Origin of the sequence: Apibacter mensalis, from assembly GCF_001418685.1 — a bacterium.
In the GTDB taxonomy this organism is placed as follows: domain Bacteria; phylum Bacteroidota; class Bacteroidia; order Flavobacteriales; family Weeksellaceae; genus Apibacter; species Apibacter mensalis.
This window is the reverse complement of record NZ_LIVM01000011.1, coordinates 20,440-46,715: the sequence shown is the minus strand read 5'-3', so window position 1 is coordinate 46,715 and position 26,276 is coordinate 20,440. Positions and strand designations below refer to the sequence as shown.

The 26,276-nt window shown below is 30.0% G+C and carries 21 protein-coding genes; 10 read left to right on the top strand and 11 right to left on the bottom strand.

The features are described from left to right. Positions 1-121: 121 nt before the first annotated feature. From gyrA to ASC36_RS08275, 5 genes are all read left to right on the top strand, one after another. Positions 122-2,722 carry a DNA gyrase subunit A gene (gene gyrA / locus ASC36_RS08295; protein WP_055426033.1) on the top strand — a complete coding sequence of 867 codons (2,601 nt, stop codon included), beginning with the start codon at positions 122-124 and terminating at the stop codon, positions 2,720-2,722. Positions 2,723-2,746: 24 nt separating this feature from the next. Further along, positions 2,747-4,126 carry a tetratricopeptide repeat protein gene (locus ASC36_RS08290; RefSeq protein WP_082435428.1) on the top strand — a complete coding sequence of 460 codons (1,380 nt, stop codon included), beginning with the start codon at positions 2,747-2,749 and terminating at the stop codon, positions 4,124-4,126. A gap of 124 nt (positions 4,127-4,250) precedes the next feature. Beyond that, a complete protein-coding gene (locus tag ASC36_RS08285; protein ID WP_055426031.1) occupies positions 4,251-4,868 on the top strand; it encodes a LemA family protein in 618 nt (205 codons plus the stop codon). A 20-nt stretch (positions 4,869-4,888) separates the two neighbouring features. Further along, entirely contained in the window at positions 4,889-5,311 is a 423-nt protein-coding gene (locus ASC36_RS08280) for a TPM domain-containing protein (protein ID WP_055426030.1), read from the top strand. Next, positions 5,295-6,095, top strand: a complete 801-nt coding sequence (locus tag ASC36_RS08275) for a TPM domain-containing protein (RefSeq protein WP_073961254.1) — start codon at positions 5,295-5,297, stop codon at positions 6,093-6,095. The genes ASC36_RS08280 and ASC36_RS08275 overlap by 17 nt, the downstream gene beginning before the upstream one ends. Before the next feature lie 105 nt (positions 6,096-6,200). On the opposite strand, the gene ASC36_RS08270 is transcribed toward ASC36_RS08275, so the two are convergent. The 4 genes from ASC36_RS08270 to ASC36_RS08255 all read right to left on the bottom strand — a co-directional run bounded on the left by ASC36_RS08270 (position 6,201) and on the right by ASC36_RS08255 (position 11,934). After that, positions 6,201-7,427 carry an aminotransferase class V-fold PLP-dependent enzyme gene (locus tag ASC36_RS08270; protein ID WP_055426028.1) on the bottom strand — a complete coding sequence of 409 codons (1,227 nt, stop codon included), beginning with the start codon at positions 7,425-7,427 and terminating at the stop codon, positions 6,201-6,203. 60 nt (positions 7,428-7,487) lie between these two features. Then, a complete protein-coding gene (locus tag ASC36_RS08265; protein WP_055426027.1) occupies positions 7,488-10,193 on the bottom strand; it encodes a PD-(D/E)XK nuclease family protein in 2,706 nt (901 codons plus the stop codon). 42 nt (positions 10,194-10,235) lie between these two features. After that, a complete protein-coding gene (locus ASC36_RS08260) occupies positions 10,236-10,820 on the bottom strand; it encodes a YdcF family protein (RefSeq protein WP_055426026.1) in 585 nt (194 codons plus the stop codon). Positions 10,821-10,953: 133 nt separating this feature from the next. Next, complete coding sequence (locus ASC36_RS08255; protein WP_055426025.1) at positions 10,954-11,934, bottom strand: long-chain-fatty-acid--protein ligase; 981 nt, start codon at positions 11,932-11,934, stop codon at positions 10,954-10,956. Between the two features lie 133 nt (positions 11,935-12,067). Here ASC36_RS08255 and ASC36_RS08250 point away from each other — a divergent pair, with 133 nt between their 5' ends. Both ASC36_RS08250 and dnaJ read left to right on the top strand, forming a co-directional pair. Further along, on the top strand, positions 12,068-12,613 hold the full coding sequence (locus ASC36_RS08250; protein WP_055426024.1) for a nucleotide exchange factor GrpE: 546 nt from the start codon (positions 12,068-12,070) through the stop codon (positions 12,611-12,613). A 28-nt stretch (positions 12,614-12,641) separates the two neighbouring features. Then, entirely contained in the window at positions 12,642-13,760 is a 1,119-nt protein-coding gene (dnaJ, locus tag ASC36_RS08245) for a molecular chaperone DnaJ (protein ID WP_055426023.1), read from the top strand. Between the two features lie 555 nt (positions 13,761-14,315). Here dnaJ and ASC36_RS08240 read toward each other — a convergent pair. The 4 genes from ASC36_RS08240 to metK are packed head-to-tail and all read right to left on the bottom strand — an operon-like array spanning position 14,316 to position 17,205. Further along, complete coding sequence (locus ASC36_RS08240; protein ID WP_055426022.1) at positions 14,316-14,894, bottom strand: DUF5606 family protein; 579 nt, start codon at positions 14,892-14,894, stop codon at positions 14,316-14,318. Between the two features lie 37 nt (positions 14,895-14,931). After that, positions 14,932-15,507 (bottom strand): peptide deformylase, encoded by a 576-nt coding sequence (def, locus tag ASC36_RS08235; protein ID WP_055426021.1) that lies wholly within the window; start codon positions 15,505-15,507, stop codon positions 14,932-14,934. A 4-nt stretch (positions 15,508-15,511) separates the two neighbouring features. Continuing rightward, the gene (ruvX, locus tag ASC36_RS08230) at positions 15,512-15,922 is read right to left on the bottom strand and encodes a Holliday junction resolvase RuvX (RefSeq protein WP_055426020.1); all 411 of its coding nucleotides are present in this window, start codon (positions 15,920-15,922) and stop codon (positions 15,512-15,514) included. Between the two features lie 14 nt (positions 15,923-15,936). Then, positions 15,937-17,205 carry a methionine adenosyltransferase gene (gene metK / locus ASC36_RS08225; protein WP_055426019.1) on the bottom strand — a complete coding sequence of 423 codons (1,269 nt, stop codon included), beginning with the start codon at positions 17,203-17,205 and terminating at the stop codon, positions 15,937-15,939. Between the two features lie 90 nt (positions 17,206-17,295). On the opposite strand from metK, the gene ASC36_RS08220 reads away from it, so the two are divergent. Then, on the top strand, positions 17,296-18,102 hold the full coding sequence (locus ASC36_RS08220; RefSeq protein ID WP_055426018.1) for a M48 family metallopeptidase: 807 nt from the start codon (positions 17,296-17,298) through the stop codon (positions 18,100-18,102). Between the two features lie 40 nt (positions 18,103-18,142). Here the strand turns inward: ASC36_RS08220 and ASC36_RS08215 are convergent, their stop codons facing one another. After that, the gene (locus tag ASC36_RS08215; protein ID WP_055426017.1) at positions 18,143-18,766 is read right to left on the bottom strand and encodes a hypothetical protein; all 624 of its coding nucleotides are present in this window, start codon (positions 18,764-18,766) and stop codon (positions 18,143-18,145) included. Positions 18,767-18,770: 4 nt separating this feature from the next. Then, positions 18,771-19,787 carry a tRNA (adenosine(37)-N6)-threonylcarbamoyltransferase complex transferase subunit TsaD gene (gene tsaD, locus ASC36_RS08210; RefSeq protein WP_055426016.1) on the bottom strand — a complete coding sequence of 339 codons (1,017 nt, stop codon included), beginning with the start codon at positions 19,785-19,787 and terminating at the stop codon, positions 18,771-18,773. A 2-nt stretch (positions 19,788-19,789) separates the two neighbouring features. Between tsaD and ASC36_RS08205 the strand changes: the two genes are divergently transcribed. Further along, a complete protein-coding gene (locus ASC36_RS08205; RefSeq protein WP_055426015.1) occupies positions 19,790-24,265 on the top strand; it encodes a translocation/assembly module TamB domain-containing protein in 4,476 nt (1,491 codons plus the stop codon). Between the two features lie 46 nt (positions 24,266-24,311). Here the strand turns inward: ASC36_RS08205 and ASC36_RS08200 are convergent, their stop codons facing one another. Then, the gene (locus ASC36_RS08200) at positions 24,312-24,608 is read right to left on the bottom strand and encodes a TM2 domain-containing protein (protein ID WP_055426052.1); all 297 of its coding nucleotides are present in this window, start codon (positions 24,606-24,608) and stop codon (positions 24,312-24,314) included. Positions 24,609-24,773: 165 nt separating this feature from the next. Between ASC36_RS08200 and lpdA the strand changes: the two genes are divergently transcribed. After that, positions 24,774-26,162, top strand: coding sequence for a dihydrolipoyl dehydrogenase (lpdA, locus tag ASC36_RS08195; RefSeq protein ID WP_055426014.1), 1,389 nt, complete (start codon positions 24,774-24,776; stop codon positions 26,160-26,162). Positions 26,163-26,276 lie beyond the last annotated feature (114 nt).

Here is a 26,276-nt window from a genome sequence, read left to right as displayed (position 1 = left end):
AAATTAAAAATAAACGTCGAAGATCATTAGAAGCTATGATTATACGTCTAATTGTGTGTTCGACAAAAATTCATTATCTTTACAGTCTTATATACTAAAGAAAAAATAAACAAGTACACTTATGATAGGAGAAGGGGAAAAATTAATTCCTATTAACATTGAAGATGAAATGAAATCATCATACATTGATTATTCAATGTCTGTGATAGTTTCCAGGGCTTTACCCGATGTGAGAGATGGTTTGAAACCTGTACATAGAAGGGTTTTATATGGGATGTATGAATTAGGAGTTACTGCCAACAGCTCTTACAAAAAATCAGCAAGAATCGTTGGGGAGGTTATGGGTAAATACCACCCTCATGGAGACTCATCTGTTTATGATACTATGGTAAGACTTGCTCAGGAATGGTCTATGAGATATCAGCTCGTAGACGGACAGGGTAATTACGGATCTGTAGACGGAGACCCTCCCGCAGCAATGAGATATACAGAAGCTCGTTTAAAAAAGATTTCTGAAGAAATATTATCTGATATAGATAAAGATACCGTTGACACTCAACTTAACTTTGACGATACACTAGAAGAGCCTAGAGTGATGCCAACTCGCATACCTATTTTGTTAGTGAATGGAGCATCGGGCATAGCGGTTGGTATGGCCACCAACATGGCTCCTCATAATCTTACTGAATCAATTAGCGCTATTTGCGCCTATATTGACAATAGAAATATCACCATTGATGAATTGATGCAACACATTAAAGCTCCTGATTTCCCTACCGGGGGTATCATATATGGTTATGAAGGAGTAAGATCTGCATTTGAAACCGGAAGAGGAAGAATCATTTTACGTGGAAAAGCAAATTTTGAAGAGGTGCATGGCAGAGAAGCCATAGTAGTTACAGAAATCCCCTATCAGGTAAATAAAGCTGATATGATTGCTCGTACTGCAGAGTTGATCAAAGAGGATAAATTACAAGGTATTTCCGAAATAAGAGATGAATCCGATAGAAATGGAATGAGAGTGGTGTATGAATTAAAACATGATGCCATTCCGAATGTAGTTTTAAATCTTTTATACAAATATACCGCATTACAAACTTCCTTTAGTGTAAATAATATCGCACTTGTAAACGGAAGACCGGTTCAACTTAATTTAAAAGATATCATTCATCATTTTGTAGAGCATAGACATGATGTAGTGGTAAGACGAACTCAATACCTTCTGAAAAAAGCTCAAGAACGAGCCCATATCTTGGAAGGATTTATGAAAGTTATTGCCACTCAAGATACTTTGGATTTAGCGATAAAAATAATCCGAGAAAGTTCCAGTCCCGGTGAAGCGAAAACCGGTTTAATTCAAGAATTTGAATTAACGGAAATACAAGCCCAAGCAATTCTTGATCTTCGTTTGGCTCGTTTAACCGGAATGGAGTTGGATAAAATCCGAGACGAGTATAATTCTATCATGAAAGAGATTGATAATCTTAAAACGATTTTAAATGATGAAGGATTAAGATATTCTATTATTAAAGAAGAATTAGAAGAAATCAAGCAAAAATATGGTGACGAACGTAAGACAGAGATAAACTTTGCCGGTGGTGAAATGAGTATTGAAGATATTATTCCGGATGAAAAAGTTGTCTTAACCATATCCAAAATGGGATATATCAAGAGAACTTCACTTTCAGAATATAAGACACAGTCACGAGGCGGAGTTGGAAATCGTGCAGCTTCTACAAGAGATGAAGATTTCCTTGAATATGTTGTCTCCGCAACCGCACATCAATATATGCTTTTCTTCACGGAGAAAGGTAAATGTTTTTGGTTACGGGTATTTGAAGTTCCCGAAGGATCTAAAATCTCCAAAGGAAGACCAATTCAGAATCTAATCAATATTGAATCTGATGACAAAATCAAAGCCTATATTTTAACTCATGATTTAAAAAATGAGGAATATATAAACAATACGTTTTTAGTAATGGTTACCCAAAAAGGGACCATCAAAAAAACAACATTGGAAGCTTATTCAAGACCTAGAGCCAACGGAATCAATGCGATAAACGTTAGGGAAGAAGACACCCTTGTTAGTGCGAGTTTAACCTCCGGCAACGATGAAATAATGATCGCTACCAAATATGGTAAAGCCATTCGCTTTCCTCAAGAAAAATTAAGACCTATTGGAAGAAATGCGTCGGGTGTGAGAGGTATAACTTTAGGAGATGAGAAGGACGAAGTAATAGGAATGGTTATTATTTCAGATTCTGAAAATGACACTATTTTAGTTGTTTCTGAACAAGGATACGGCAAACGTACTCATGCAGATGCCTATCGTATCACCAATCGAGGAGGAAAAGGAGTTATTACTTTAAATATAACTGATAAGACAGGTAATTTGATCGCCATTCAAAAAGTCACCGATGATAATGATTTAATGATTATTAATAAATCTGGCGTAGCCATTAGAATGTCTGTGGAGCAACTTAGAGTGATGAGCAGAAATACACAGGGGGTTAAATTAATCAATCTTAAAAAGAACGATGAAATTGCTGCTATAACTAAAATAGAAAAAGAAGAAGGGGTTGATGAAGAAGAATACGATGAAAATGGAAACAGTATCGAAAGAGACTCCATTCAAGATGCTGTTGAAAATAATGAAAATGTAATTGATTTAACCGACACAGTAAATGATTTTACTGAATCAGATGAAGAAGATAATCCATAATTTCAGGATTAAAAAAAACATCATATGAAAAAAATATCAGTTTCTGTGTTTTTATTAGTGAGTTTGTTGTCTTTTAGTCAAGAAAAAGAAATAAAACAAGCTTTTAATGCATTTGAAAGTGGAAATAAATCACTAGCAGAATCATTAATTCAGCCAATTGAATCTACTATAAGTTTTAAGAGTACCAATATAGATCCTGATATATACGCCAAATATTTATATGTAAAAGGAAATTCCTTATTAAAACAGGGAAAAACTATTGAATCTGCTAAAGTCTTTTCAAAATTAGCCCTTTATGAAAAAGGCCCGATTTATTCTTTAAAAAATAAAACTACTAAAGAAAAAGTTTTTGTTTTAACAAAAGATGAAGCGGAAAGATATAAATTAGAAGGATTTACAGAGTTAAAAGAAACTAAATCGGGTACAAATTACATTCAGAAAATAATATCTGTTTTAGAACAAAAAAGACAAGAATTGTCAAACACAGCGACTTCTGAATATAATGCCAAACAATTTTCTAAGGCAGCGGAGCATTTTTTAGAATCTTATTATTTAACTAAAGCGGCGGGAAATGCTGATGAAGTTTTTAAATATTATGCAGCAATTTCTTACCATGCAGGCAAGAATAATACAAAAGCATTAGAACTGTATTTGGAATTACTTAATAAAGGCTATACAGGTAAAACTATTACCTATACGGCTTTACAAAATGGCAAAAGAGTTAGTTTACGCGAAGAGCAATACAACTTATTTAAATCTACCTCCAATTCAGGGTTTTCTGATTTTAAAAAAGAGGAATCTCCTTCTGTAGAAGCAGATTTATATAATTATGCAATTTCCTTATTAATTGCTGATAAGAAATATAACGAAGCAATGACATTAGTTGAAAAAGGATTACAAAAATTACCGAATGATGCTAATTTGCAATCACAGATGGGAGAATTGTATTACCAAACCGGTCAAACCGATAAGTATATTGCTAAATTAAAAGAAATTATTCAAAAAAATCCTAATGATTATGTTTCTTATTACAATTTAGGAGTTTTATACAGTAAAGACCCCAAAACTATTTCTCAAGCTAAAGATAACTATAATAAGGCCTTAAGCATTAAGCCGGATTATCCGGAAGCATATTTGAACTTGGCAGCTCTATTATTATCTCCCGATAAGGATATTGTTCTAAAAATGAAATCTTTAGGATCTTCACAATCAGATCAACAGAAATATGATGTTTTAGTTGAAAAAAGAAGGGAAATGTTTAAACAAGCTTTACCTTATTTGGAAAAAGCATACGGTTATGATAAAAAAGATAAAGGAATTATACAGACTTTAAAAGAAGCCTATAGGGTTCTGCAAATGAAAGATAAAATGGAAGAAATGAAAAAAGCGGATTCTGCTTTATAAAAAATAATTTATTAAGACATAAATTTAGGGAAGTATATAAAACTTCCCTTACTTTTTAGGAATAATATTTGATATATTGGATACTATTGTAAATTAATCGTAAATATAAATTTAAGTTAAAATTATGAAAAAAGGATGTTTAATCGGAGGTGGTATTATAGGATTAATCGCTGTGATTGTTATCGGAATATTTATGTGGGGGATCGGCATTAATAATAATATGATTGAACTCAATAACGATGTCAATTTAAAATGGGGTTCAGTAGAAAGTTCTTATCAAAGAAGATCAGACTTAGTTCCCGGGTTAGTAGCGACCGTAAATAAAGCAACCAATTATGAAAAGGAAACCTTAACCTCTGTAATTGAAGCAAGAGCCAAAGCTTCCTCAGTACAGATTGATCCTTCCAATTTATCTCCGGAAAAATTAGCTGAATATCAAAAAGCTCAGTCCGGCTTAGGTTCTGCTTTAGGCAGATTATTGGTAACTATTGAAAAATATCCGGATTTAAAAGCTAATCAGAATATTTTAGGTCTTCAAAATCAATTGGAGGGTACGGAAAACAGAATTAAAATTGACAGAGATAACTTTAATCAATCAGTAACTGCTTATAACAATTATATCCAAAAATTTCCAGCAAGCATAGTAGCAAATTTTAGAAATTTCAAAGAAAAAGGTACTTTTAAAGCAGATGCCGGTGCTGAAAAAGCTCCTAATGTTGATCAATTGTTAAATGGTAAATAATTTGAAATAAAACTTCCAGTATGCTATTTACACCCCAAGACGAAGAATATATTATTGAAGCCATAAGACAAGCCGAAGCAATGTCTACAGGAGAAATTCGTGTACATTTAGACCAAAACCTAAAGGGAGATGCATTGGCGACGGCACAATCCATCTTTACTAAGTTAGGTATGGAAAAAACTAAAGATAGAAATGGGGTCTTATTTTATGTATCGGAAAATAAGAAAAAAATTGCAATTATTGGAGATATAAATATTCATAAATACGTATATCAGAATTTTTGGGATGAGCTTTTAAAAGAAATTACCCTCTCATTTAAAGATGAAAAATACAAAGAAGGATTAATTAATGCTATTTTAAAAACAGGAACTAAATTGAAAAAATTTTTTCCTACAGATGGAAAAAATATTGAAAATGAATTATCCAATGAAATCTCCCGTTAAATTTTTTTTAGTCCTATCTGGTTTATTATTTTTAAATAATTTTTTATATAGCCAACGTGAATTCAAAATTCCGGAAAAACCCCAATTAATTTATCCCGTAAATGATTACGCTACTGTTCTTACAGAAGAACAAAAGAATAATCTAAATGCCAAATTAATATCTTATAGTGATTCAACCTCTACAGAAATTATAGTTTGCATTGTTAAAACTTTAGGAGGAGACGATATAAATTATGTGGGTGCCAAATGGGGTGAAAAATGGCAAATTGGTCAAAAATATAAAAATAATGGAGTTTTACTATTAATAGCTTCCGATGATCATAAATTAACAATACAAAATGGTAGAGGCGTTGAAGATGTCATGACAGATTACACTTCAAGTATGATCATTCATCAATATATGATTCCCTACTTAAAACAAAATGATTATTATGGAGCTATTAATTTCGGTACGGATCAAATTATAAAAGTTCTTCAAGGGAAATTTAAAGCAGATAATCAAGAAGATTCGGATGATACTACATCAGGAATAATAATAGCCGTTTTTATATTTTTCATCATACTTTTATACATCTTAATGCATAAGAATAATAAAAATAATACCTTTTACGATCGAAATGGTAAGAGAAGAAATAATGATGATGATTTTTGGGGTGGATTAGGTGGATTTGTAGGAGGAAGTATTTTTGGCAGTGGTACTAATGGCAATTCTCGAGGTGGAGGTTTTGGAGGTTTTGGAGGAGGCGGAAGCTTCGGTGGAGGTGGCGCCAGTGGTAGTTGGTAAATATATATTGATAGAACAGCGTATGTAATTTACAAATTAACTTGTAAATACTGATTAAGCTTTTATTCATATTATATTAACTCAAAAAATATTTAAAATATATTTTTATTTAAGCATTTTTTGAGCTAAATATATACCTTTTACCAATTGATCAATATCTTCTTTGGTTGTATAAATTGCAAATGAAGCACGTATTGTACCTTTTATTCCAAAACGTTTCATAATTGGTTGTGCACAATGATGTCCGGTTCTTACAGCAATTCCCTGTTTATCTAAGATAAACCCGACATCAGAAGAATGAATATTTTCAAAATTTAAATTAAATGAAATTGCTCCTGAAGTATGTTGAGCATTTTGAGCATAGATAATTATATTATCAATTTGCGAAAGGTTTTCTTTAGCATATTTCATTATATCATCCTCATGCCTAACAATAGATTTAAAACCAATGGTATGTACAAAATCAATTGCATTTTTCAAAACAATATTACCGGCAATATTAGGTGTTCCTGCTTCAAACTTAAAAGGTAAATCTGCATAAGTTGTTTTTTCAAATGTAACTTCTTTGATCATTTCTCCACCGCCTTGGTAAGGCTTCATAGATTCCAAGATTTCTTCTTTACCATATAAAACACCCACTCCGGTAGGACCATAAAGCTTATGCGCAGAGAAAACATAAAAGTCAGCATTTAAAGCTTGTACATCCACTTTCCTATGCGAAACAGCTTGAGCTCCGTCAATAAGAACATATGCACCTACCTTATGTGCTTTTATTATAATGTCTTCAATAGGATTGACCACCCCCAAAGCATTAGAAATATGATTCACTGCAACAATTTTAGTTTTATTTGAAAGGAGCCGATCATATTCATCCATGATCAATTCTCCATTGTCATCCACAGGAATAACATTTAATTTTAAATTTTTTCGTTCTGCTAAAAATTGCCAAGGAACAATATTAGAATGATGTTCTAAATTGGATATAATAATTTCATCACCTTCCTTAATTAACGGTTCAATACCCGAGGCTACTAAATTTATGCTATCGGTAGTACCTTTAGTAAAAATAATTTCGTAATTCTTTTTTGCATTTAAAAATTGTTGAACACATTTTCTGGATTCTTCCATTTCCACTGTTGCTAATTGACTAAGTGTATGAATTCCTCTATGGACATTAGAATTTATAGTTTTATAATATTTCTCTTCTGCCTGTATTACAGAAATAGGCTTTTGGGTAGTCGCAGCATTATCAAGATATACTAAAGGTCTGTCATTAACAAATTGATTCAGTATAGGAAAATGGTTTTTTATATCTTTTAAATCTTCGGTCATGGGTAATGAAACTTATACATCAAAATTAAATCATTAAATTGAATTAAAAATTATTTTTTATTAGAATTTAATAAATGAAGATTTTTCAACAAATGGAATAGTAGGATCAGCTATTTCCAAAATCAGCTTCGCAACTTCTTCAAATAAAATCTTTGCTTGAGATTCATTTAATTTTTCAGATGAATCTATTTGTAAAATTTCTAATCCATGAAAAGGTTTTTTGAAACTCCAGATTCCCACCTTTACTGAATTTGACAGTTCTTCATGTAAAACCATATAAGCATAAAAAACAAGCTGAATAAAGAATTTAAAATTTTTGTTTTCTTGAATTCTGTCAAATTTATCTGATTCGAATTTAAGTTTGTCAATTGATGTTGTTTTATAATCTATAATACGATCCTCATTATTAAAGCTATCCCATCTATCTACAAATCCTTTTAATGTTAAAGTTCCTAATTTCGGTAAATCTATAGTGGAAACTAGTTCTTTTTCGATTTCTTTTAAAAAAATGATATTTCCGTTTTTTATGTCGGTTAAATCCCTTAATAATATTTTTTCTATGGTTTTTTCTGCAAGCAGCTTTTGTAAATAATTCTGTCCCTTTTTAAATAAATCGGGATTTAATTCTTTTTTAATATATTTATTCAAATGAATGGAATAATTTTTCAATGCTAAAAGTAAATCTTTTTCTGTTAGTTTATTTCCTTGTAAAGGAGAATAGATTGATTCTAAGGTATGATGAATTAAATTTCCATAATTTAATGCTGAAATTTCCTCTTCCATTTCTTGCTGTTCATTGATCTTTAAAATTTTGCGTAAATAGAAATTGATAGGATTATAATGATAGCCGGTTAAGTGGGTGGGTGAAATAGGATTTTTTAACCATTCATGAATTGAATTTATTATTGCCGGTGATTTTTCAATGATCAGTTCTTTCGATTGTTTTAAATTTCCTCCATAAGTGGCGACTGATTCGATAATAGTATGTTTGGATTCCAATTCCAATTGACTTATAAACCTACTTTTTTCACCGGAATTAATACCCTCTGTAAAATTATTATAAATTAAGGTAATGTTTTGGGCATGTTGCAATAATCTGTAAAAATGATAGGCATAGATGGCGTCATTTTCTAAAAATGTATTCATACCATAATTCTTCCTGACATCAAAAGGAATAAAGGAATTGTCGTTTTTTCCACCCGGTAAAATTCCTTCATTGACTCCGCTTATAATAACATTTTTAAAGTTTAATAACCTAGTTTCTAATACACCCATTATTTGAAGTCCATCAACAGGCTCACCTATAAAATCAATGCTTTCATTACTGATAATATGCTGATAAAACGTGTAAAGCAACGAATAACTTTGAATAGAAATATTTTGCGATAATTGGGTTTGTAAAACTGAAAAGAGATTTTTAAATTTTAAATAATTTTCTTTTAAAACTTGATGATCTGAATTTGTTTTCCAAAATTGTTCCGTACAGTATTCATATAACTGATGAACTAAATCAACGGGATTACCATATTCTTTAAATATAAAATAAAAGTAAAAACTACCCAAACGTTCATAAATGAGGGCATCTGATATATAAATAAGATTATTCTTTTTAATTTCAGAAATAAAATTGTTAACAGATAAAGTGGTATGAATTAATGGATTTTGGAGAAGAGATAAGATATCACGATAATAAAATCCTTTGACTTTATTTTTTTCCCTAAATATATGCAATTGAAATATTTGCTTAAAAAATGAAGCTAAAAAAGAATTTTTTAAGGGAAATCCCATAGTTATGTTAACTCTGGTTATATTTTCAGGTATACTCCCCAAAATTACCGGTAGGATAGATTCATCACTTAATACAAGCGCTGTATTGTGTAAATCTTCTTCTGGTATAGAGCTTAAAATTGAACTAATATATTTTCCTTGGGCTACATCCTGAGAGGTACTAACTACATGAATATTTTTTTTTTGGTTGAATTCATCACCTACCCATTTAAAATCACGAGTTGCATAATAATTCCAATTTTTATATTTCCTCAAAAAATAACCTGCTTCTTGATTACTATCATTTAAATAATAGTTATCGGCATCCCAATATAAATAAGTTTCAGAATGCGAAATATAATGTTTAATGAGCTTTTCTTCTTTAGGTGTTAATGCATTTAATCCGACAAAAACAAATATTTCATGATTAGGTATGTTTACAGTAGTTAAATTATTTATAACTCTATTTAAAATCATTCCATACGTTCCCAGTCCTTTATTTTCTAATGCTTCTGTTAATTTATTATATAGAATTAAATTATTCTCCCAAAATTTCAAGTTTTTATAATATAACTTTTTATCACGGTTAGAATCAAGCTTACTAACCCAATTTTCGATTCTTTCTATAGAGGCCATATGCTCTAAAACTCTTTGCGGATTTTCAGAAAAAATTTCAATATCGTTAAAATCTTTAAGCAGGGTGGGTATCCATTTTAAAAATTCATCCAGCCTTTCCTCTGCATTTATAAATTTTTTCTGTATATGAAATGCTTCTAACCAAAGGGGTATATTTTCAATTTTTACTAAAGTGGTATGTTTATATATAAAATCCTCAATGGTGTAGAAAGTAGGTAAAAATCCATTATAACCTTTTTTTATAAGGTAACTTTTAAAAAAAATAATAGGTCTTCGTCCCGGAATAATGATATTAAATTTAGATAAATCATTATTTTTTTCTAATAACTCTTCGATTACTTTTTCTATAAAGTTTGGATACATATAATTATAAAAGTATATAAAAACGGTTTAAAATGAAATATATTATTTAAAAAAATAATAATAGTAATAGGCTATAAATTCCCTTATTAATGATATATAATGATGTCTTTTACTATAATGATGAGAACTAGCCGAGCCTAAGTTATAAAAGCCAAGTTTATAATACATTAATTTAATACGGGATATGTGATAATATTGTGAAATTATAATTAATTTTCTGTAATTATTATCTTTCATTATTTTTAATGAATTTTCAACATTTTCTTCTGTATTTAAAGCTTTGTTATCTAAAATAATATCAGATAATAGTACTCCATGTTTCAGTAGATATTCCTGCATAAGATCTGCTTCACAAAAATTTTTATTAGCAAGACCGCCTGATACAATTAATTTTTGAACTTGGCCTTCATTATATAATTTTAATCCAATATTTAACCTACGAATTAATGACATAGGCATGGTGCCATCTATTTTATTTTTAGTTCCAAAAATTACACCTACATCTGCATCCCTGGTATCTTCCTGGTTGCCATCGATAATAATGGCAATAGTATGGAGAATAAACCATAAGAATAAAAGAATAATTCCTGTAACGATATATTTTATTAATTTCCTGTAATATGACATATTACAATATACTATTCCGAAAATTAAAATTCATTTATATATTTTTTATTAAATATATTATTTTTTTGCCAAAAAAGTTAAAAATTAATTACAAATATTAGTTAAAAAAAGTTTAGTTAGTACCTTTTATATACTATAATAACAAAAGACTACATCCTCTAATATCGGAATTATCCATTCTTCCTAAAATTTTAAAACAATTATTTCCCTCATCTTTTCCAATATCTTGGGTGGATATAAATGAGCAACTATAAATATTAACCAAATCAATTATATTGACCCCTCCTGATCTGTGTGCTTCAACATATTCAAAAGGATCATCCACATCTCTAATTAAAATTTTCATCCAGGGAGGACATTGGTAAATATTATTAGATAAAGAATAGGCTTGAGATAATAATTCCGTCATACTATATTCCGAATATATTTTATCGGTTTGAAAAGAAAATTTTAATTTTGACAGCAATTCATCTTTAGTAATTTCAACCTTTCTACCTTTCATTCCACCCGTTTCAATAATTATTGTATTATTTAGATCTATAGGATAAGAACTTGCAAAGTCCAATAAGGCATAAGAAACTCCAAAAAGAATCACTTTTTTATTTTCTTTTTCAAGACGATTTAATATAAGATATAATTCATTGAAATTATGTAAATAATAACCATTTTCAACCTTGTTAGATTGTTTCATTAAATGATCTACCATATAAATGAGTGAGGAATTATTTCTCTCCAGATAAGAAGGTAGCAAACCTAAATATATATACTCGGAAGGATCACCAAAAAACATAGAAAAAGATTTTAAGATACTTTTTTTATAAATAGCTTCATTTGCAATATAATGTTTGGACAGATTATCAGAAGTAGTTCCACTACTTTGAAAATATAATTCGGGTGAAAAATGTTTATCTATAATTTTATTTGTTTTAAAAAATTCAATAGGTAAAAAAGGTATTTGCCTATAATTATGTATTTTTTTACAATCTAAAGACAACAAATCAACAAATCTTCTATATACGAGATTATTATCATATTGATATAAAAATATTTCTATGGCAAGTGAATTAAACGCAGCCTCTGAATTAATTGAAAAAATATCAAAACTTTTCAACATTTTAATGTATTTACTTTTTATGCAAATTTAACAAGAAGTATTTAATTAATTTTTTTAAAACAGGTCGATTTGACAGCATTTTCAAAATGGCAATAAAATTGATAAATATCAGTAATCAATAAAGAATATAACCATGTCAATTCATAGTGATAACGAAGAAAACGAATTAATAGAAGAAAATAACAATCAAGAAAATGCAAATGATTCTGAAAATATGTCAGAATCAAGTAACAATTCTGACTTAACAGAAAAACTTGAAAAAGAAAAAGATAGATACATCCGTTTATTTGCTGAATTTGATAATTATAAAAAACGAGTAATTAAAGAAAGGCAAGATCTTCTTAAATATTCAGACAAGGAAATATTAGAATCACTACTTCCTGTTTTAGACGATTTTGATAGGGCCATAAATGAACTTGAAAAAAAAGAAGACAATCTTTCAGTTTTAGAAGGAGTGAAACTTATATATAATAAATTATTTAATACTTTAAAAGAGAGAGGATTGACTGTTGTTGATGTGAAACCCGGGGATGATTTTAATATCGACTTTCAGGAAGCCATTACTCAAGTTCCTTCACCTGATGAAAGTTTAAAAGGTAAAATTATAGATGTGGTTCAGAAAGGTTATTTATTGCATGAAAAAGTAATTAGATACGCAAAGGTGGTAATTGGAAATTAAGAACTCAAAGAGGTTTATATAAAATATTATGTCTAAAAGAGATTATTACGAAGTATTGGAGGTTTCTAAGAGTGTAACTGAAGTAGAATTAAAAAAGGCCTATAGAAAAAAGGCACTCAAATATCATCCGGATAAAAATCCCGGTGATAAAGAAGCTGAAGAAAAATTCAAAGAAGCTGCTGAAGCTTATGAAGTTTTAAGTGATCCTCAAAAAAGAGCTAGGTATGATCAATACGGTCATGCCGGAGTAGGAGGAGCTGCCGGTGGCGGCTTTGGGGGAGGTATGAATATGGAAGATATTTTTTCCCATTTTGGTGATATTTTTGGAAGTGCCTTTGGGGGAGGTTTTGGCGGATTTTCTTCAAGACCTCAACAGGTTCAAGGCTCCAATCTACGAATCCGTTTATCCCTTACTTTAAAAGAAATTATAAATGGTGTTGAAAAAACCGTTAAAGTAAAAAGATTTAAATTAGCTCAAGGAGCCACCTCAAAAAATTGTCCTACTTGTAACGGTACCGGGCAAACTAGAAAGATTATGAATACCCCTTTTGGTCAAATGCAAACACAATCAGTATGTAATACTTGTGGTGGTACCGGTAAAGTAGCTGATCATATACCTCCGGGAGCAAATAATCATGGATTGATAAAAGTTGAAGAAGAAGTATCCATTAAAATTCCGGCCGGTGTCAGAGAAGGGGTTCAATTACAAGTTAGAGGAAAAGGTAATGATGCACCTTTTGGAGGGATTCCAGGAGATTTAATTGTTGTGATTGAAGAAATCGAAGATGAATTTTTAAAAAGGGAAGGTGATAATCTTCATTATGAACTTTATATATCTGTACCCGAAGCTATTTTGGGTACTAAAAAAGAAGTTCCTACTGTTACGGGGAAAGTAAAAATTACTGTTGATTCTGGAACACAATCAGGAAAAATACTAAGATTAAAAGATAAAGGATTACCCCTGGTTCAAGGATACGGTTATGGAGATTTATTCATTCATATAAATGTCTGGACTCCTAATCTCAGTAAATTAACTAAAGAACAAAGAGAATTTTTTGAAACCATGTTAGATAATGAACACTTTCATCCTAAACCATCAAAAAATGATAAAACATTTTTTGAAAAAATTAAGGATATGTTTATGTAAATAAATTAAATAATATAAAAAATATTTGTTCTTCTTTTAGTACCTAAAGCAAGAAAAAAGCGAAAAAAATCAATTTCTAGCGCGTTTAAGGCTATTTTTATATAATTGGGAATGCAAAAGGTACCAAAAGGTTAATTTGGGTTAATTTTAGGTATATAATTTATTACTAAAAGGTAATTAGGGTTAAATAATAAAATACCTAATGTACTCTAGCCTCTACAAAAGGGTATTAAACCACGTAAAAACGGTATTTATTGCCGTTTTTTTGTTTTTCTTACATTCCCCCATATATTGTTTTTATCCAATACATAAGCGAATAATTGAAATTTGCGATTATTTATATTCTGATATATAATTATTTCATTAATAAGAACAAATCGTATGAAAAATGACACAAAAAATAGAATAGAAAGCGAATGTTTTCTACTACTTATCAGTAATTATTCGTAATTATCACATAAAGATATTTTTTATTTGTGGATATTTTTTAAATAGAAAAGGCATCAATTTTTAATTGATACCTTCTTATCAAAATAATATTTAAAATTATTTATACTATTCAGCTTTTTTCTTAGCAGTTGCTTTTTTCGTAGTTTTTTTATTTATATTATCTTCTTCTTCTTTATCATTAATCGACATTTTATTGGTATCTGCTTCTTGCGAAATATTGCTTTTTTCAGATTTTTCTTCTTCGCTATCATTTAATTTCTCCTCAGCTCTAGCAAGATTAACTTCATATGCTTTTACATTTTCTTCGGTTATAATCTCGTTTTTAACAAGTATATTATACCAAGTAAAAAGCTTTTTAAGATCTGAATTATATACTCTGTCTTCAGCATAATCTGATTGAGCATCTTTCATCAAAGATCTTAAAGTGTTAATATCATTTTTATCAAATTCAATTTCTTTAAAATTATGTTTTTTAGAAATTGAAACTAAAACTGAAATTAATGATACTTCAGATTCAAGGGTATAGATAGAAATGTTTTGTAACAAACTTACTTGACTATTTGCATTAATAGACAATTTCTTTTGAGCAACTAAATCCTTAACAATGAAACCTCCCTTAGTTTGAGTTAATAGTTCAAATAAACCAGATTTACCAGTAATTGCAATGATTTTAGTAAGATCCATATTAATTATGTATATTTTTAATTTATTTATTTTATTTTTAATGTGATGGAAATTTCATTCTATATTCAGTATCCACTTTACCTTTGCTAATATTAGCAAGTTTCCCTTTCAATAATTTTTTCTTTAGTGGAGATAATAAATCAGTAAATAAAATTCCTTCTAAATGATCATATTCATGTTGTATAATTCGTGCACGTACATCACTAAAATTTTCTGTTTTTTTATTCCAGCTTTGATCATAATATTCGATAGTGATATTTTCCAATCTCTTAACATCTTCCCTAATATCTGGAATACTTAAACAGCCTTCGTTAAATTTCCAAAGCTCTCCATCTCTTTTGGTAATTATTGGATTTATAAAAACTTTTTTACAATTTGCTAATTCCTCCTTTATATCAACATACTCTTCATCTTCTGCCAAAGGAGTTGCATCAATAACAAATAAACGTATATTCAATCCTACTTGTGGTGCTGCCAAACCAATCCCATGTGCTTTATACATGGTTTCATACATATTCTCTATTAATTGATCTAAATCGGGATAATCTCTATTGATTTCAACTGTTTTTTTTCTTAAAACAGATTCTCCATAGCCATAAATAGGTAAAATCATGATTTTATTTTTTCTCTAAATAGTTTTGTAAAATTAAAGTAGCACTTACTACATCCAATAAATGCTTATTTTCTCTATTTTTTTTGTTTTTTCCACTAAGACTAATGTAGTGTGAAGCAATTTTTGAGGTAAATCTTTCATCAATTCTTTCTACAGGTATATTGGGAAAAAGAAGGGTAATATTTTTAATTAATTTTTGTATTGAATTTTCAACTTCTGAAAGTTCACCATTCAATCGAATTGGTAAACCAATAATTATTTTTTCAACGGAATTTTCAGAAATATACTTTTCAAGAAATGAAATCAGATTAGAAGTCATAATTCCGGCCAACCCACTGGCGACAATTTGCATGTCATCCGTTTCAGCTAATCCGGATCTTTTTTCACCGTAATCAATGGCCAGTATTTTAGACATAAAATAATTTTAATTTAAAGATTAAAGGCTTCTTTAATTTTATCTACATAATCTAATTTTTCCCAAGTAAATAATTCTACTTCGATTTCCTTTATTTCCGTCTTCCCATTCTCACTATTTCTTTCAAATTTTTTTATGACAGTTTCGTTTTTTCTTCCCATATGACCATATGCCGCGGTTTCGGTATAAATTGGGTTTCTCAATTTTAGCCTTTTTTCGATAGCATAAGGTCTTAGATCGAATAATTTTTGAACTTTTAAAGCAATATCTCCGTCAGAAAGATTTACTTTAGAGCTTCCAAAAGTATTAATATATATTCCGCAAGGTTCGGTAATACCAATTGCATACGAAACTTGTACTAATACTTCATCGGCAACACCGGCTGCAACTAAATTTTTGGCAATATGCCTGGTGGCATAAGCAGCAGAGCGGTCCACTTTAGAAGGATCTTTTCCTGAAAAAGCACCTCCACCATGAGCCCCTTTTCCTCCATAGGTATCAACTATAATTTTTCTACCTGTTAATCCGGTATCTCCGTGAGGTCCTCCGATTTCAAATTTTCCGGTAGGGTTTATATGGTAAGTAATATTATCATCGAACAATGCTTTAATCTCATCTTTAGATTCGGCTTTAACTTCAGGAATAACAATAGTAATGATGTCTTTTGCAATTTTTTTTAATACAACCTGTTCATCTTCATCAAACATATCATGTTGTGTGGAAAGAACTATCGTATCAATTCGTATAGGCTTGTTATTATCGTCATATTCAATTGTGACCTGAGATTTTGCATCCGGACGAAGATAGGTCATAATTTTACCTTCTTTTCTTATTCGGGCTAAAACACGTAAAATACTGTGAGAAATATCTAACGCTAAAGGCATATAATTATCTGTTTCATTGGTAGCATAACCGAACATCATTCCTTGGTCACCAGCTCCTTGCTCTTCTTTATTCTGTTTATCTACACCTCTGTTTATATCTTGTGATTGTTCATGCAATGCGGATAAAATGCCACAAGATTCAGCTTCAAACTTATATTCACTTTTCGTATAGCCTATCTTTTTTATAATATTTCTAGTAACTTGCTGAACATCAATATAAGTATTCGATTTTATTTCTCCCGCTAATATAACCTGACCTGTGGTAACTAAAGTTTCACATGCTACCTTAGAATCAGGATCAAAAGCTAAAAAATTATCTAATATTGAATCTGAAATCTGATCTGAAACTTTATCTGGATGGCCTTCCGAAACCGATTCGGATGTGAATAAGTAAGGCATATTTTTTGATTTTATGATTTATAATCATTGCAAATTTAAGAACATTAATTAATAAATTTACTATATTTCAAAAATTATTACACAGAGTATATGAATTCAAAAAAATGTTTATTACTTTCATTAGTAACTTTATTAACAGTGTCTTGTGCAACTAATCCGTTAACCGGCAGAAAATCGTTAAATCTTGTTTCCAATGCTCAATTATTGCCATCTTCATTCCAGCAGTATCAGCAAGTTTTATCATCCAATAAAATTATAACAGGAACTGCTCAAGCAAAGCAAGTGGAAGAAGTAGGAAATAGAATAAAAAAAGCAGCAGAGAACTATTACAGGTCTATAGGGCAGTCTTCAGCTTTAGATGGTTATCAATGGCAATTTGTATTAATTGATGATCCAAAAATGATAAATGCTTGGTGTATGCCGGGAGGTAAAGTTGCTGTTTATTCCGGAATTTTACCTATATGTAAAGACGACACAGGATTAGCAGTTGTATTAGGCCATGAAATTGCACATGCATTAGCGGGTCATGGTGCTGAAAAAATTTCCCAATCTTATATTTCTGAAATCGGTGGTCAAGTTTTAGGTGGAGTTACTAACAATCAAGCATTACGACAAGCAATTAATCAATATTACCCGGTGGCCAGTGGCATAACTCTTTTAAAATATGGGCGTAAACAAGAATCAGATGCAGATGAAATGGGATTATATATTATGGCTTTGGCAGGATATGATCCACGACAAGCTCCTTTGTTTTGGCAAAGAATGATTGATGCAACAGGCAGTAGTGACACTCCTGAATTTCTATCCACACACCCGAATCCCGAAAATAGAATTGCTGATATAAATAAAATTATGTCTAAAGCATTGCAATATTATCAGTCATATAAAGCTAATTAAGAGGGTTTTCTCATTAATGGCACGTAAATTGGTTTAATATCTAACGATTTTTAATTTGAAGATAAGAAACAGATATATTAGAATTGATTACTAAGTACCCAAAACAAGAACCTAATTCTTTATTTTTGGAAATAGTAGTTAACACTTTATCGTTCAAAAGGAATTGAATAGAACTTTTGTCTGTTACGATTGAAAAACTATTCTTTTCCTTTTTTTTATATTTTTGAGTTTTCTGTTTATAATAAATTTTGGACATATCTTTTTTCTTACTTTCATAGGATATTAGCACTTCATTTTCAGCGTTAATTCCAAATAGAAGATAATTTTCAGGATATTTGTGATCATCAGCATGAAGTATAATGCCGGCTAGTCCATCTGGAGCGTAAAAATCATTAACTTGAATAGAAGTAGAATAAATTATATTTCGGTTAGAGACAGGAATGAAGAGTAAGGAATAATTAATAACATTTTTTAATTTTCCATGCATCAATAAATGACCGTTTTCTATCTTGGTTTGGATTGCTTCAGAAGATAGAGTATCCCAATGATGGGTATTTGCCCGAAAATCTTCTTTAAATAGTAGGGAATCATTTTTACATGAATTGATAATAAGCAGACTGAAAATAGTAAACAAGCTCCCTTTATAAAAATTTACACCTATCATTATTTTAAATTTTGTATCTAGCTGTAGCTACAGTTTTTAAATCAGAAAATTTATGATGCTCATATTTAATACTTCCAACAACGGCTATCATAGCAGCATTGTCCGTAGTATATTCAAATTTAGGTATAAAAGTCTTGCAATTTAGATCTGATTCTAATTTTATAATTTCTCTTCTTAATTCCGAATTAGCAGAAACACCTCCGGCAATGGCTACATTTTTTATTCCGGTTATTTTAATGGCTAGTTTAATTTTATCCAATAAGGCGGAAATTATTGTTTTTTGCACACTAGCACATAAATCTTCAAGATTATCCTTTATAAAGTTAGGATTTTTCTCTACTTCTTTTTGTATAAAATAAAGTACGGAAGTCTTGATACCACTGAAAGAAAATTTAATACCTTTCAACTTAGGTAAAGGAAATTTAAATTTATCTTTATTTCCTATTTGTGAAAGATTATCGATCATAGGTCCTGCCGGATATTCTAATCCCATTAATTTTCCAATTTTATCAAAAGCTTCACCAGCGGCATCATCCAACGTTTCACCTAACACTTCCATATCAAAATAATCGTTTACCTTAACAATCTGCGTATGTCCGCCACTAACTGTAAGACACAAAAAAGGAAAACAAATATTTTTTTTTTCATCTTCTTCTATAAAATGTGCAAATATATGTCCCTGCATGTGATTAACTTCAATAAGAGGAACATTCAAAGACATAGACAAAGATTTAGCAAAACTAGTTCCTACTAATAGGGATCCTAATAAACCGGGACCACGAGTAAAAGATATCGCATCAATTGCTTTTTTATTTATATTTGCTAATTGAATTGCTTGATGCACAACAGGTACAATATTTTGTAAATGTACACGTGAGGCTAGTTCCGGAACTACACCTCCATAATCTTGGTGTATTTTTTGGGTGGATACTACATTTGAAAGTATTTTTTTACCTTGTATGATTGCAGCTGATGTATCATCACATGACGATTCTATTCCTAATATAATGGGTGTTTTCATTTATGGCAAAGTTACTAATTAAAAAAATATTTTTTAAGTCATGCAAGGCTATTCTTTGTGCATTTTGCATTTTATTTTTTATACTTTTATCCCTTATTATTATTATTAATTTACCTTCAGTTCAAGATAAAATTGCAAAGCAGGCTCTTTCTTATTTAAATAAAGAATTTAAAACCAATATTTCTGCGCAAAGAATTGAGGTAGATTATTTTGGAAATCTTACCTTACATGAGGTGATTATTAAAGATCATCATCAAAACGATCTACTTATAGTTAAAGAATTAAAAGGATATTTAAATACAATATCCCTGGTTGAAAATTTATTAATTAAACATGTCGATGATATCAAAATTGATCAATTGCGCTTGCTGAATCCTATCATTAAAGTTATTACCTATAAGAATGAAGAACGGGATAATTTTTCTATATTCATAGATAATTTTAATTCCGATAAACCTACGCAAAAAAAAGATTTCAAATTAAAAGGTAGAGTAGATATTATTAATGGACAATTCTCTATTGTAAATCAAAATTTACCTCCAGAAGATCAGGTTTGGTTAGACACTTCTGAATTGAATTTAAAAGCTTCAAAAGTAGATATTTTTAATTCGGATGTAAAAGTTATGGTTGAACAATTTAATTTTAAAGCTAAAAGAAATAAAGAAAATTATATAGTTCATCATTTTTCTTCCCATATTCATTATTCAGAAACAGAACTTTCATTTAAAGATTTAATATTTGAGTCGGATACATCATTGCTTTTAGGTTCCTTATTTTTCAATTACACAAAAGAAAATGGAATGAGCAATTTTGTAGATCAAGTAATTTGGACTATGGATGTAAATAAAGGTAGTAAAGTATCCGGTAAAGACATTCGATATTTTGTAAAAAATTGGAATACCAATTCAATATTTAGTATTTCCTCAAAGGTTAATGGAACACTTAACAACTTAATTTTAACCCAACCTGTCTTATCGGTAAATGGAACCTTTTACTCTTCGCCGAAGTTGGAACTAAAAAATTTGGTAACCTCTGATGCCTCCCGATTTTTTAATGTAAATGCTAAAGAGGCGCATCTTCAATCTTCCTATGCCTCTCTCCAATCTTGGCTTCCAAAATTTATATCTACGGATATTCCGGAAATAGTTTCTGAATTTGGAACTTTAAATTATATGGGTTCATTTTTAATTGACAAAAAAAACCTGATTCTTAACGGGAAAATGATTAGCTCATTAGGTACGGTAACAGCAGATGCTCAATTAAATGAGTATACTTCCAAAAAACCTAAGTATAAGGGCACATTAGAAACGTACCATTTAAATTTGGCTTCATTCATTAAATCAACAACTTTAGGTCCCATAACGGCAAAAATTCAATTTGATGGTAGCGGCTTTGATCTGAATCATATGGATACCAAATTTGATGCGAAATTAAATAGCTTGGATATAAATGGTAAATCTATTAATGATATTTCAGCCATTGGTAATTTAAGAGATAAAATTTTTGAAGGTAAAATTGTATCTAATGACAGTTATGCAAATTTTAATTTTAATGGTAGTATAGACTTTTCGCAAAAAAATATTAAAACCAGCTTCGATGCGAATATACAATCCTTAAATTTAGGGTATTTTACTTCACAGGTTGATAAAAATAAATTGTTTAAAGGATTAGTAAAAGCGGATATTCAATTCAATTCCATTGATGATTTGATTGGAGAAATAACCATCAATTCAATTTCTCTTGAAGATAATGGCAAACTTACCAAATATAATGATATTCAAATAAAAACAAATTTTGAACAAGGAAATAGAAATTTAGATATTTTTTCCCCCAATATGATTACTGCCAATATTTATGGAAAATATAAATTAAAAGATATTCCTGATATGTTACAAAAAGGGATGGGTAATCTTGTATCTAATTTTAAAACTAAAAAACGATTCGATAATCAGGAGTTTTCATTTATATTAGATCTTCAAAAAGATTTATTTGATTTATTAATGATGGATGTAAATTTATCTCCGGGAACTACCATTACTGGCAGATACATTGGCAATGGAAATAAGTTACAGGCACAAATGATTTCGGAATATATATACTATAAAAATATCAAGTTAACTAATCCGAATATTTTTTTGAATACCGAGGATTCCTTACGTCAATTTATAGGCTCCTTATCTACTCTAAGTATAGACAATAAGGTTATAGATAGAATAAATTTTTCAGGATTCAATAGAAATGACTCTCTATTCGCTTCCACTAATTTTTACTATGGAAAATATAAAGACAAACAAACAAATTTCGATTTAAATTTGTATCAAACTCAAAAGAATAATGATTTAATTATTGGGTTTAAACCTTCCCATATTAATTTAGCACAAGCAAGATGGAAACTTAATCCAAATTTTAATTCGGATGAAGCAATCGCTAAATATAATTTATTAACGAATAAACTTGTACTACAAAAAATTGAATTAACTTCTGAAAATTCTGAAATTTTATTGTCTGGAGAGTACACAACTAAAAATGAATACACTTTTGACCTGAACTTAAAAGATGTTAAATTAGAAAAAATATTACCTCACAGTTTACTTAAAGATATGTCATTTGAAGGTATTGCTAACGGATCTGCTAAGGTTCTTAAGAATTCCAGTGAACTTAGACCGCTCATAGATCTTTATATTGATCAATTAAAATTTAATGGTCAAAATTTAGGTAATCTTGCCATGAGAGCTATTTATGATGCCAAAACCAACAGATATTTATTACAAAGTAAATTAGAAGATTCCGGACAAGATCGTTTTTTGGCTGATGGATATATAGTAAATAAAGAGGGAAAATCATCTCAATTAAATATTGATCTAATTGCCAATCAAATGAATATTGCCCCTATAGGTACTTTTTTACAAAGTATTTTTTCAAACTTCAGAGGTACTGCAACAGGAAATGTTCAAATTACAGGAGACGTAAACTCTCCTAAATATCAAGGTTCATTAACTATGTCTAAAGTTGGATTTAAGGTAAATTTTTTAGGAGTAGATTATCAATTGACCAAAGACCAAGACTTACAAATATCTGATGGTGTATTTTTATTTGATAATATTGAACTGATGGACACCCAGAGGAAAACAAAAGGTGTCGTTTTCGGTCCTTTAATGACTAAAAATTTTTCAGAATGGGGAATGAATCTTGATTTTACTTCGGATAAACTTTTAGTTTTAAATACAACTATAAAAGAAAATGACCTTTTTTATGGAACTATCTATGCCTCAGGAAATTTTTCCATAACCGGCACCACTGATAAAGGTATCGATATTTCAGCAAAGGCTATGGCTCTTGATGGAAGCAGTTTAACTATAAATAGCAGTAGCACTACTAATGCTACTGATATCCAATATATAAAGTTTATACCTGAACAGCATAAAGATGAGGATGAAAGTGAATCTAAACCTCCTACGGGATTGTCCATCCGTGCAGATATTAGTGCAGATAATAAATCAGTGGTAAATCTTATTATAAGTCAAGAAACCGGTGATAAAATAGTAGTAAGAGGAGATACCAAGCATCTTAAATTTGATATGTCGAAAGCAGGAGTTATTAATATGGACGGTACCTATACAATAACTGGAGATAGCAAATACTACTATAATATGTTTGTTAATAAGGATTTTACTATAATTCCCGGAAGTACCATCAGATGGGAAAATAGAGGTCCTACTGAAGCAGATTTGAACATACGCGCATCCTACACCAGATTAGTTAGTAATATTGGGGACTATTTGGGAATATCTACTGTACCCGCTACAAATGTTACCGTATCAGCATTATTAACCGGATACCTATCTAAACCTAGTTTAACATTTGATATTCAAGCAGATGCTTCTTCATCTGTTCGCGATCAGCTTAATACAAAATTAAATAATAATGAAGGGGAAAAATACAATCAAGTAGCCGGAATCGTTGTTTTCGGGAGCTTTTTATCCGACAAAATGGGGGGAAGCAGCTATGCCTCTTCTGCTTATGATGTAGTATTGAAGCAACTAACTTCAGCAATAAACAATATTAGTGGAGTATTTTCCTTAGATGCTAATTTTAATGCCGGTTCAAGAGTAGATGAAACAAGTGACAGAATATCCTTAGACCCCACTTTTAAAGTAAATCAAAGATTATCCATAGTAGGATCGGTTAATATGCCTTTGGAACAAAAAAGTGCTGCTGATGTTTGGACTTATGGAGCAAAAATTAATTATGATATATCAAAAAATAATGATAAATCTTTAATTATCAACGGTTTTTCAAAACCTTCCACTTTTGGCTTAGAAACATCTGTTTTATCCACCACAGGGGCAAACAACCAATCTTATGGGGGAGGCATCGTTTACAAAAGATCTTTTAATAAATTTAGTGAATTCTTTGGTAAAAGAAAGAAAAAAATAAATTTTAAGGAAAAAAAGGATTCTATTAACATTAAAAAATAATGGTAATAATTATTAACAATCTAACTATTTAGCTTTAATTCAATATTTAAAACCATCCTTTATGTCCCACTATATAGGTTTTATAAAAATCTTCATCAGATTTAGTTAGATAGGTTACTCCTTCTATAATACCTATAATACTCATAAAGAATGCACCTGCACCACAAGTAAGTAAAGAAACCAGTAACATAATTAGCCCTTCTTTAGTATATCCTAAATAAAGTTTATGAATTCCGAAACTACCTAATAAAATACCGCAAATACCGGAAATTAATTTTTTGTCATTTGCGATTTTAATTTGATCTTTCGAAATTTCGGATACATTATTATTAATTTGATTCATTTCTTCCATAATTTAATTTAAATTTTATACTTAATACTTATAAATTTACAACGTTAAAAGTATTAAAAAATGTTTTAACAAATATTATGCATTTTATAGCTTTATAAATATAAATATTCTTTTTGAAAAAAAAATAGTATTTTTGTCAACAAAATAATCTGTACAATGAATTATGATATTATAGTTATAGGTAGCGGACCCGGTGGATATGTTGCTGCTATTAGAGCTGCTCAACTAGGTTTTAAAACAGCTGTAGTAGAACGTGAAAATCTAGGAGGTATTTGTTTAAACTGGGGATGTATACCAACAAAAGCTCTCATTAAGAGCGCCCATGTATATGAAGAAATAAAGCATGCAGAAGAATTTGGATTAAATAAAACCGAAGCATCATTTGATTTTTCCCATATTGTAAAACGCAGTAGGGGAGTAGCCGATAAAATGAATAAAGGAGTTGGCTTTCTTTTGAAAAAAAATAAAATTGATGTAATAAATGGTAATGCCCAAGTTAAACCAGGAAAAAAAATAGAAGTTACTGATAAAGATGGTAAAAAAACGGAATATTCTGCTTCTCATATTATAATTGCTACAGGTGCTCGATCCAGGGTATTACCTAACTTACCTCAAGATGGTAAAAAAATAATTGGTTACAGAGAAGCCCTAACCCTTCCTACTATGCCTAAATCAATGATTGTTGTTGGTTCCGGAGCTATAGGTATTGAATTTGCTTATATATATGCAACTATGGGTACTAAAGTTACCGTTGTTGAGTTTTTACCAAATATTGTCCCTGTTGAAGATGAAGAAGTTTCCAAACATGTTGAAAAATCTATTAAAAAGCATGGTATAGATGTTATGGTTAATTCCTCCGTTGAAAGAGTTGAAACAAAAGGAGATGGTGTTAAAGCATTCGTGAAAACGGCAAACGGAGAAGTAACATTGGAAGCGGATATTATATTATCAGCAGTAGGTATTACCGCTAATATTGAAAATTTAGGCTTAGAAGAGGTAGGAATTTCTACAGATAAAGGAAGAATAATTGTTGACAGTTTCTATAAAACAAACATTCCAGGCTATTATGCTATTGGAGATGTAATTCCAGGACCTGCCTTAGCCCATGTAGCTTCTGCAGAGGGTATACTGTGTGTTGAAAAAATTAAAGGAATGAATGTTGAGCCTATTGATTATGGAAATATTCCCGGGTGTACTTATTGTTCACCTGAAATTGCTTCTGTAGGTATGACAGAGAAAAAAGCTAAGGAATCAGGTTATGAAATCAAAGTGGGTAAATTTCCTTTTATAGCATCAGGTAAAGCAACTGCAAACGGAGATACTGATGGTTTTATAAAGGTTATTTATGATGCTAAATACGGTGAATTATTAGGTTGCCATATGGTAGGTAACGGGGTAACCGATATGATAGCAGAAGCTGTTGCGGTTAGAAGATTAGAAGCAACTTCCCATGAAATTTTAACCACTATACACCCTCACCCAACCTTATCAGAATCATTTAAAGGTGCTACAGAGGCTGCTTATGGGGAAGCTATAGATTTATAAAAATATTAAATTTATATATTTCTTATTTGTTGATCAACTAAAGTAAATATAGATTTTAACAAAGTATTATTTAAAATAAAAAGACTATCTATTCAAAAGATAGTCTTTTTATTT

Excerpts from the sequence above, each read along its gene's own strand:
- ASC36_RS08240 (WP_055426022.1), bottom strand. The coding sequence starts at position 14,894 with ATGGATCTTACTAAAATCATTGCAATTACTGGTAAATCTGGTTTATTT.
- tsaD (WP_055426016.1), bottom strand. The coding sequence starts at position 19,787 with ATGAAAACACCCATTATATTAGGAATAGAATCGTCATGTGATGATACA.
- ASC36_RS08290 (WP_082435428.1), top strand. The coding sequence starts at position 2,747 with ATGAAAAAAATATCAGTTTCTGTGTTTTTATTAGTGAGTTTGTTGTCT.
- def (WP_055426021.1), bottom strand. The coding sequence starts at position 15,507 with ATGATTTTACCTATTTATGGCTATGGAGAATCTGTTTTAAGAAAAAAA.
- ASC36_RS08280 (WP_055426030.1), top strand. The coding sequence starts at position 4,889 with ATGCTATTTACACCCCAAGACGAAGAATATATTATTGAAGCCATAAGA.
- gyrA (WP_055426033.1), top strand. The coding sequence starts at position 122 with ATGATAGGAGAAGGGGAAAAATTAATTCCTATTAACATTGAAGATGAA.
- ASC36_RS08260 (WP_055426026.1), bottom strand. The coding sequence starts at position 10,820 with ATGTCATATTACAGGAAATTAATAAAATATATCGTTACAGGAATTATT.
- ASC36_RS08250 (WP_055426024.1), top strand. The coding sequence starts at position 12,068 with ATGTCAATTCATAGTGATAACGAAGAAAACGAATTAATAGAAGAAAAT.
- ASC36_RS08285 (WP_055426031.1), top strand. The coding sequence starts at position 4,251 with ATGAAAAAAGGATGTTTAATCGGAGGTGGTATTATAGGATTAATCGCT.
- ASC36_RS08255 (WP_055426025.1), bottom strand. The coding sequence starts at position 11,934 with ATGTTGAAAAGTTTTGATATTTTTTCAATTAATTCAGAGGCTGCGTTT.
- ASC36_RS08220 (WP_055426018.1), top strand. The coding sequence starts at position 17,296 with ATGAATTCAAAAAAATGTTTATTACTTTCATTAGTAACTTTATTAACA.
- ASC36_RS08205 (WP_055426015.1), top strand. The coding sequence starts at position 19,790 with ATGGCAAAGTTACTAATTAAAAAAATATTTTTTAAGTCATGCAAGGCT.
- ASC36_RS08265 (WP_055426027.1), bottom strand. The coding sequence starts at position 10,193 with ATGTATCCAAACTTTATAGAAAAAGTAATCGAAGAGTTATTAGAAAAA.
- lpdA (WP_055426014.1), top strand. The coding sequence starts at position 24,774 with ATGAATTATGATATTATAGTTATAGGTAGCGGACCCGGTGGATATGTT.
- ASC36_RS08275 (WP_073961254.1), top strand. The coding sequence starts at position 5,295 with ATGAAATCTCCCGTTAAATTTTTTTTAGTCCTATCTGGTTTATTATTT.
- ASC36_RS08270 (WP_055426028.1), bottom strand. The coding sequence starts at position 7,427 with ATGACCGAAGATTTAAAAGATATAAAAAACCATTTTCCTATACTGAAT.
- ASC36_RS08215 (WP_055426017.1), bottom strand. The coding sequence starts at position 18,766 with ATGATAGGTGTAAATTTTTATAAAGGGAGCTTGTTTACTATTTTCAGT.
- dnaJ (WP_055426023.1), top strand. The coding sequence starts at position 12,642 with ATGTCTAAAAGAGATTATTACGAAGTATTGGAGGTTTCTAAGAGTGTA.
- ASC36_RS08200 (WP_055426052.1), bottom strand. The coding sequence starts at position 24,608 with ATGAATCAAATTAATAATAATGTATCCGAAATTTCGAAAGATCAAATT.
- metK (WP_055426019.1), bottom strand. The coding sequence starts at position 17,205 with ATGCCTTACTTATTCACATCCGAATCGGTTTCGGAAGGCCATCCAGAT.
- ruvX (WP_055426020.1), bottom strand. The coding sequence starts at position 15,922 with ATGTCTAAAATACTGGCCATTGATTACGGTGAAAAAAGATCCGGATTA.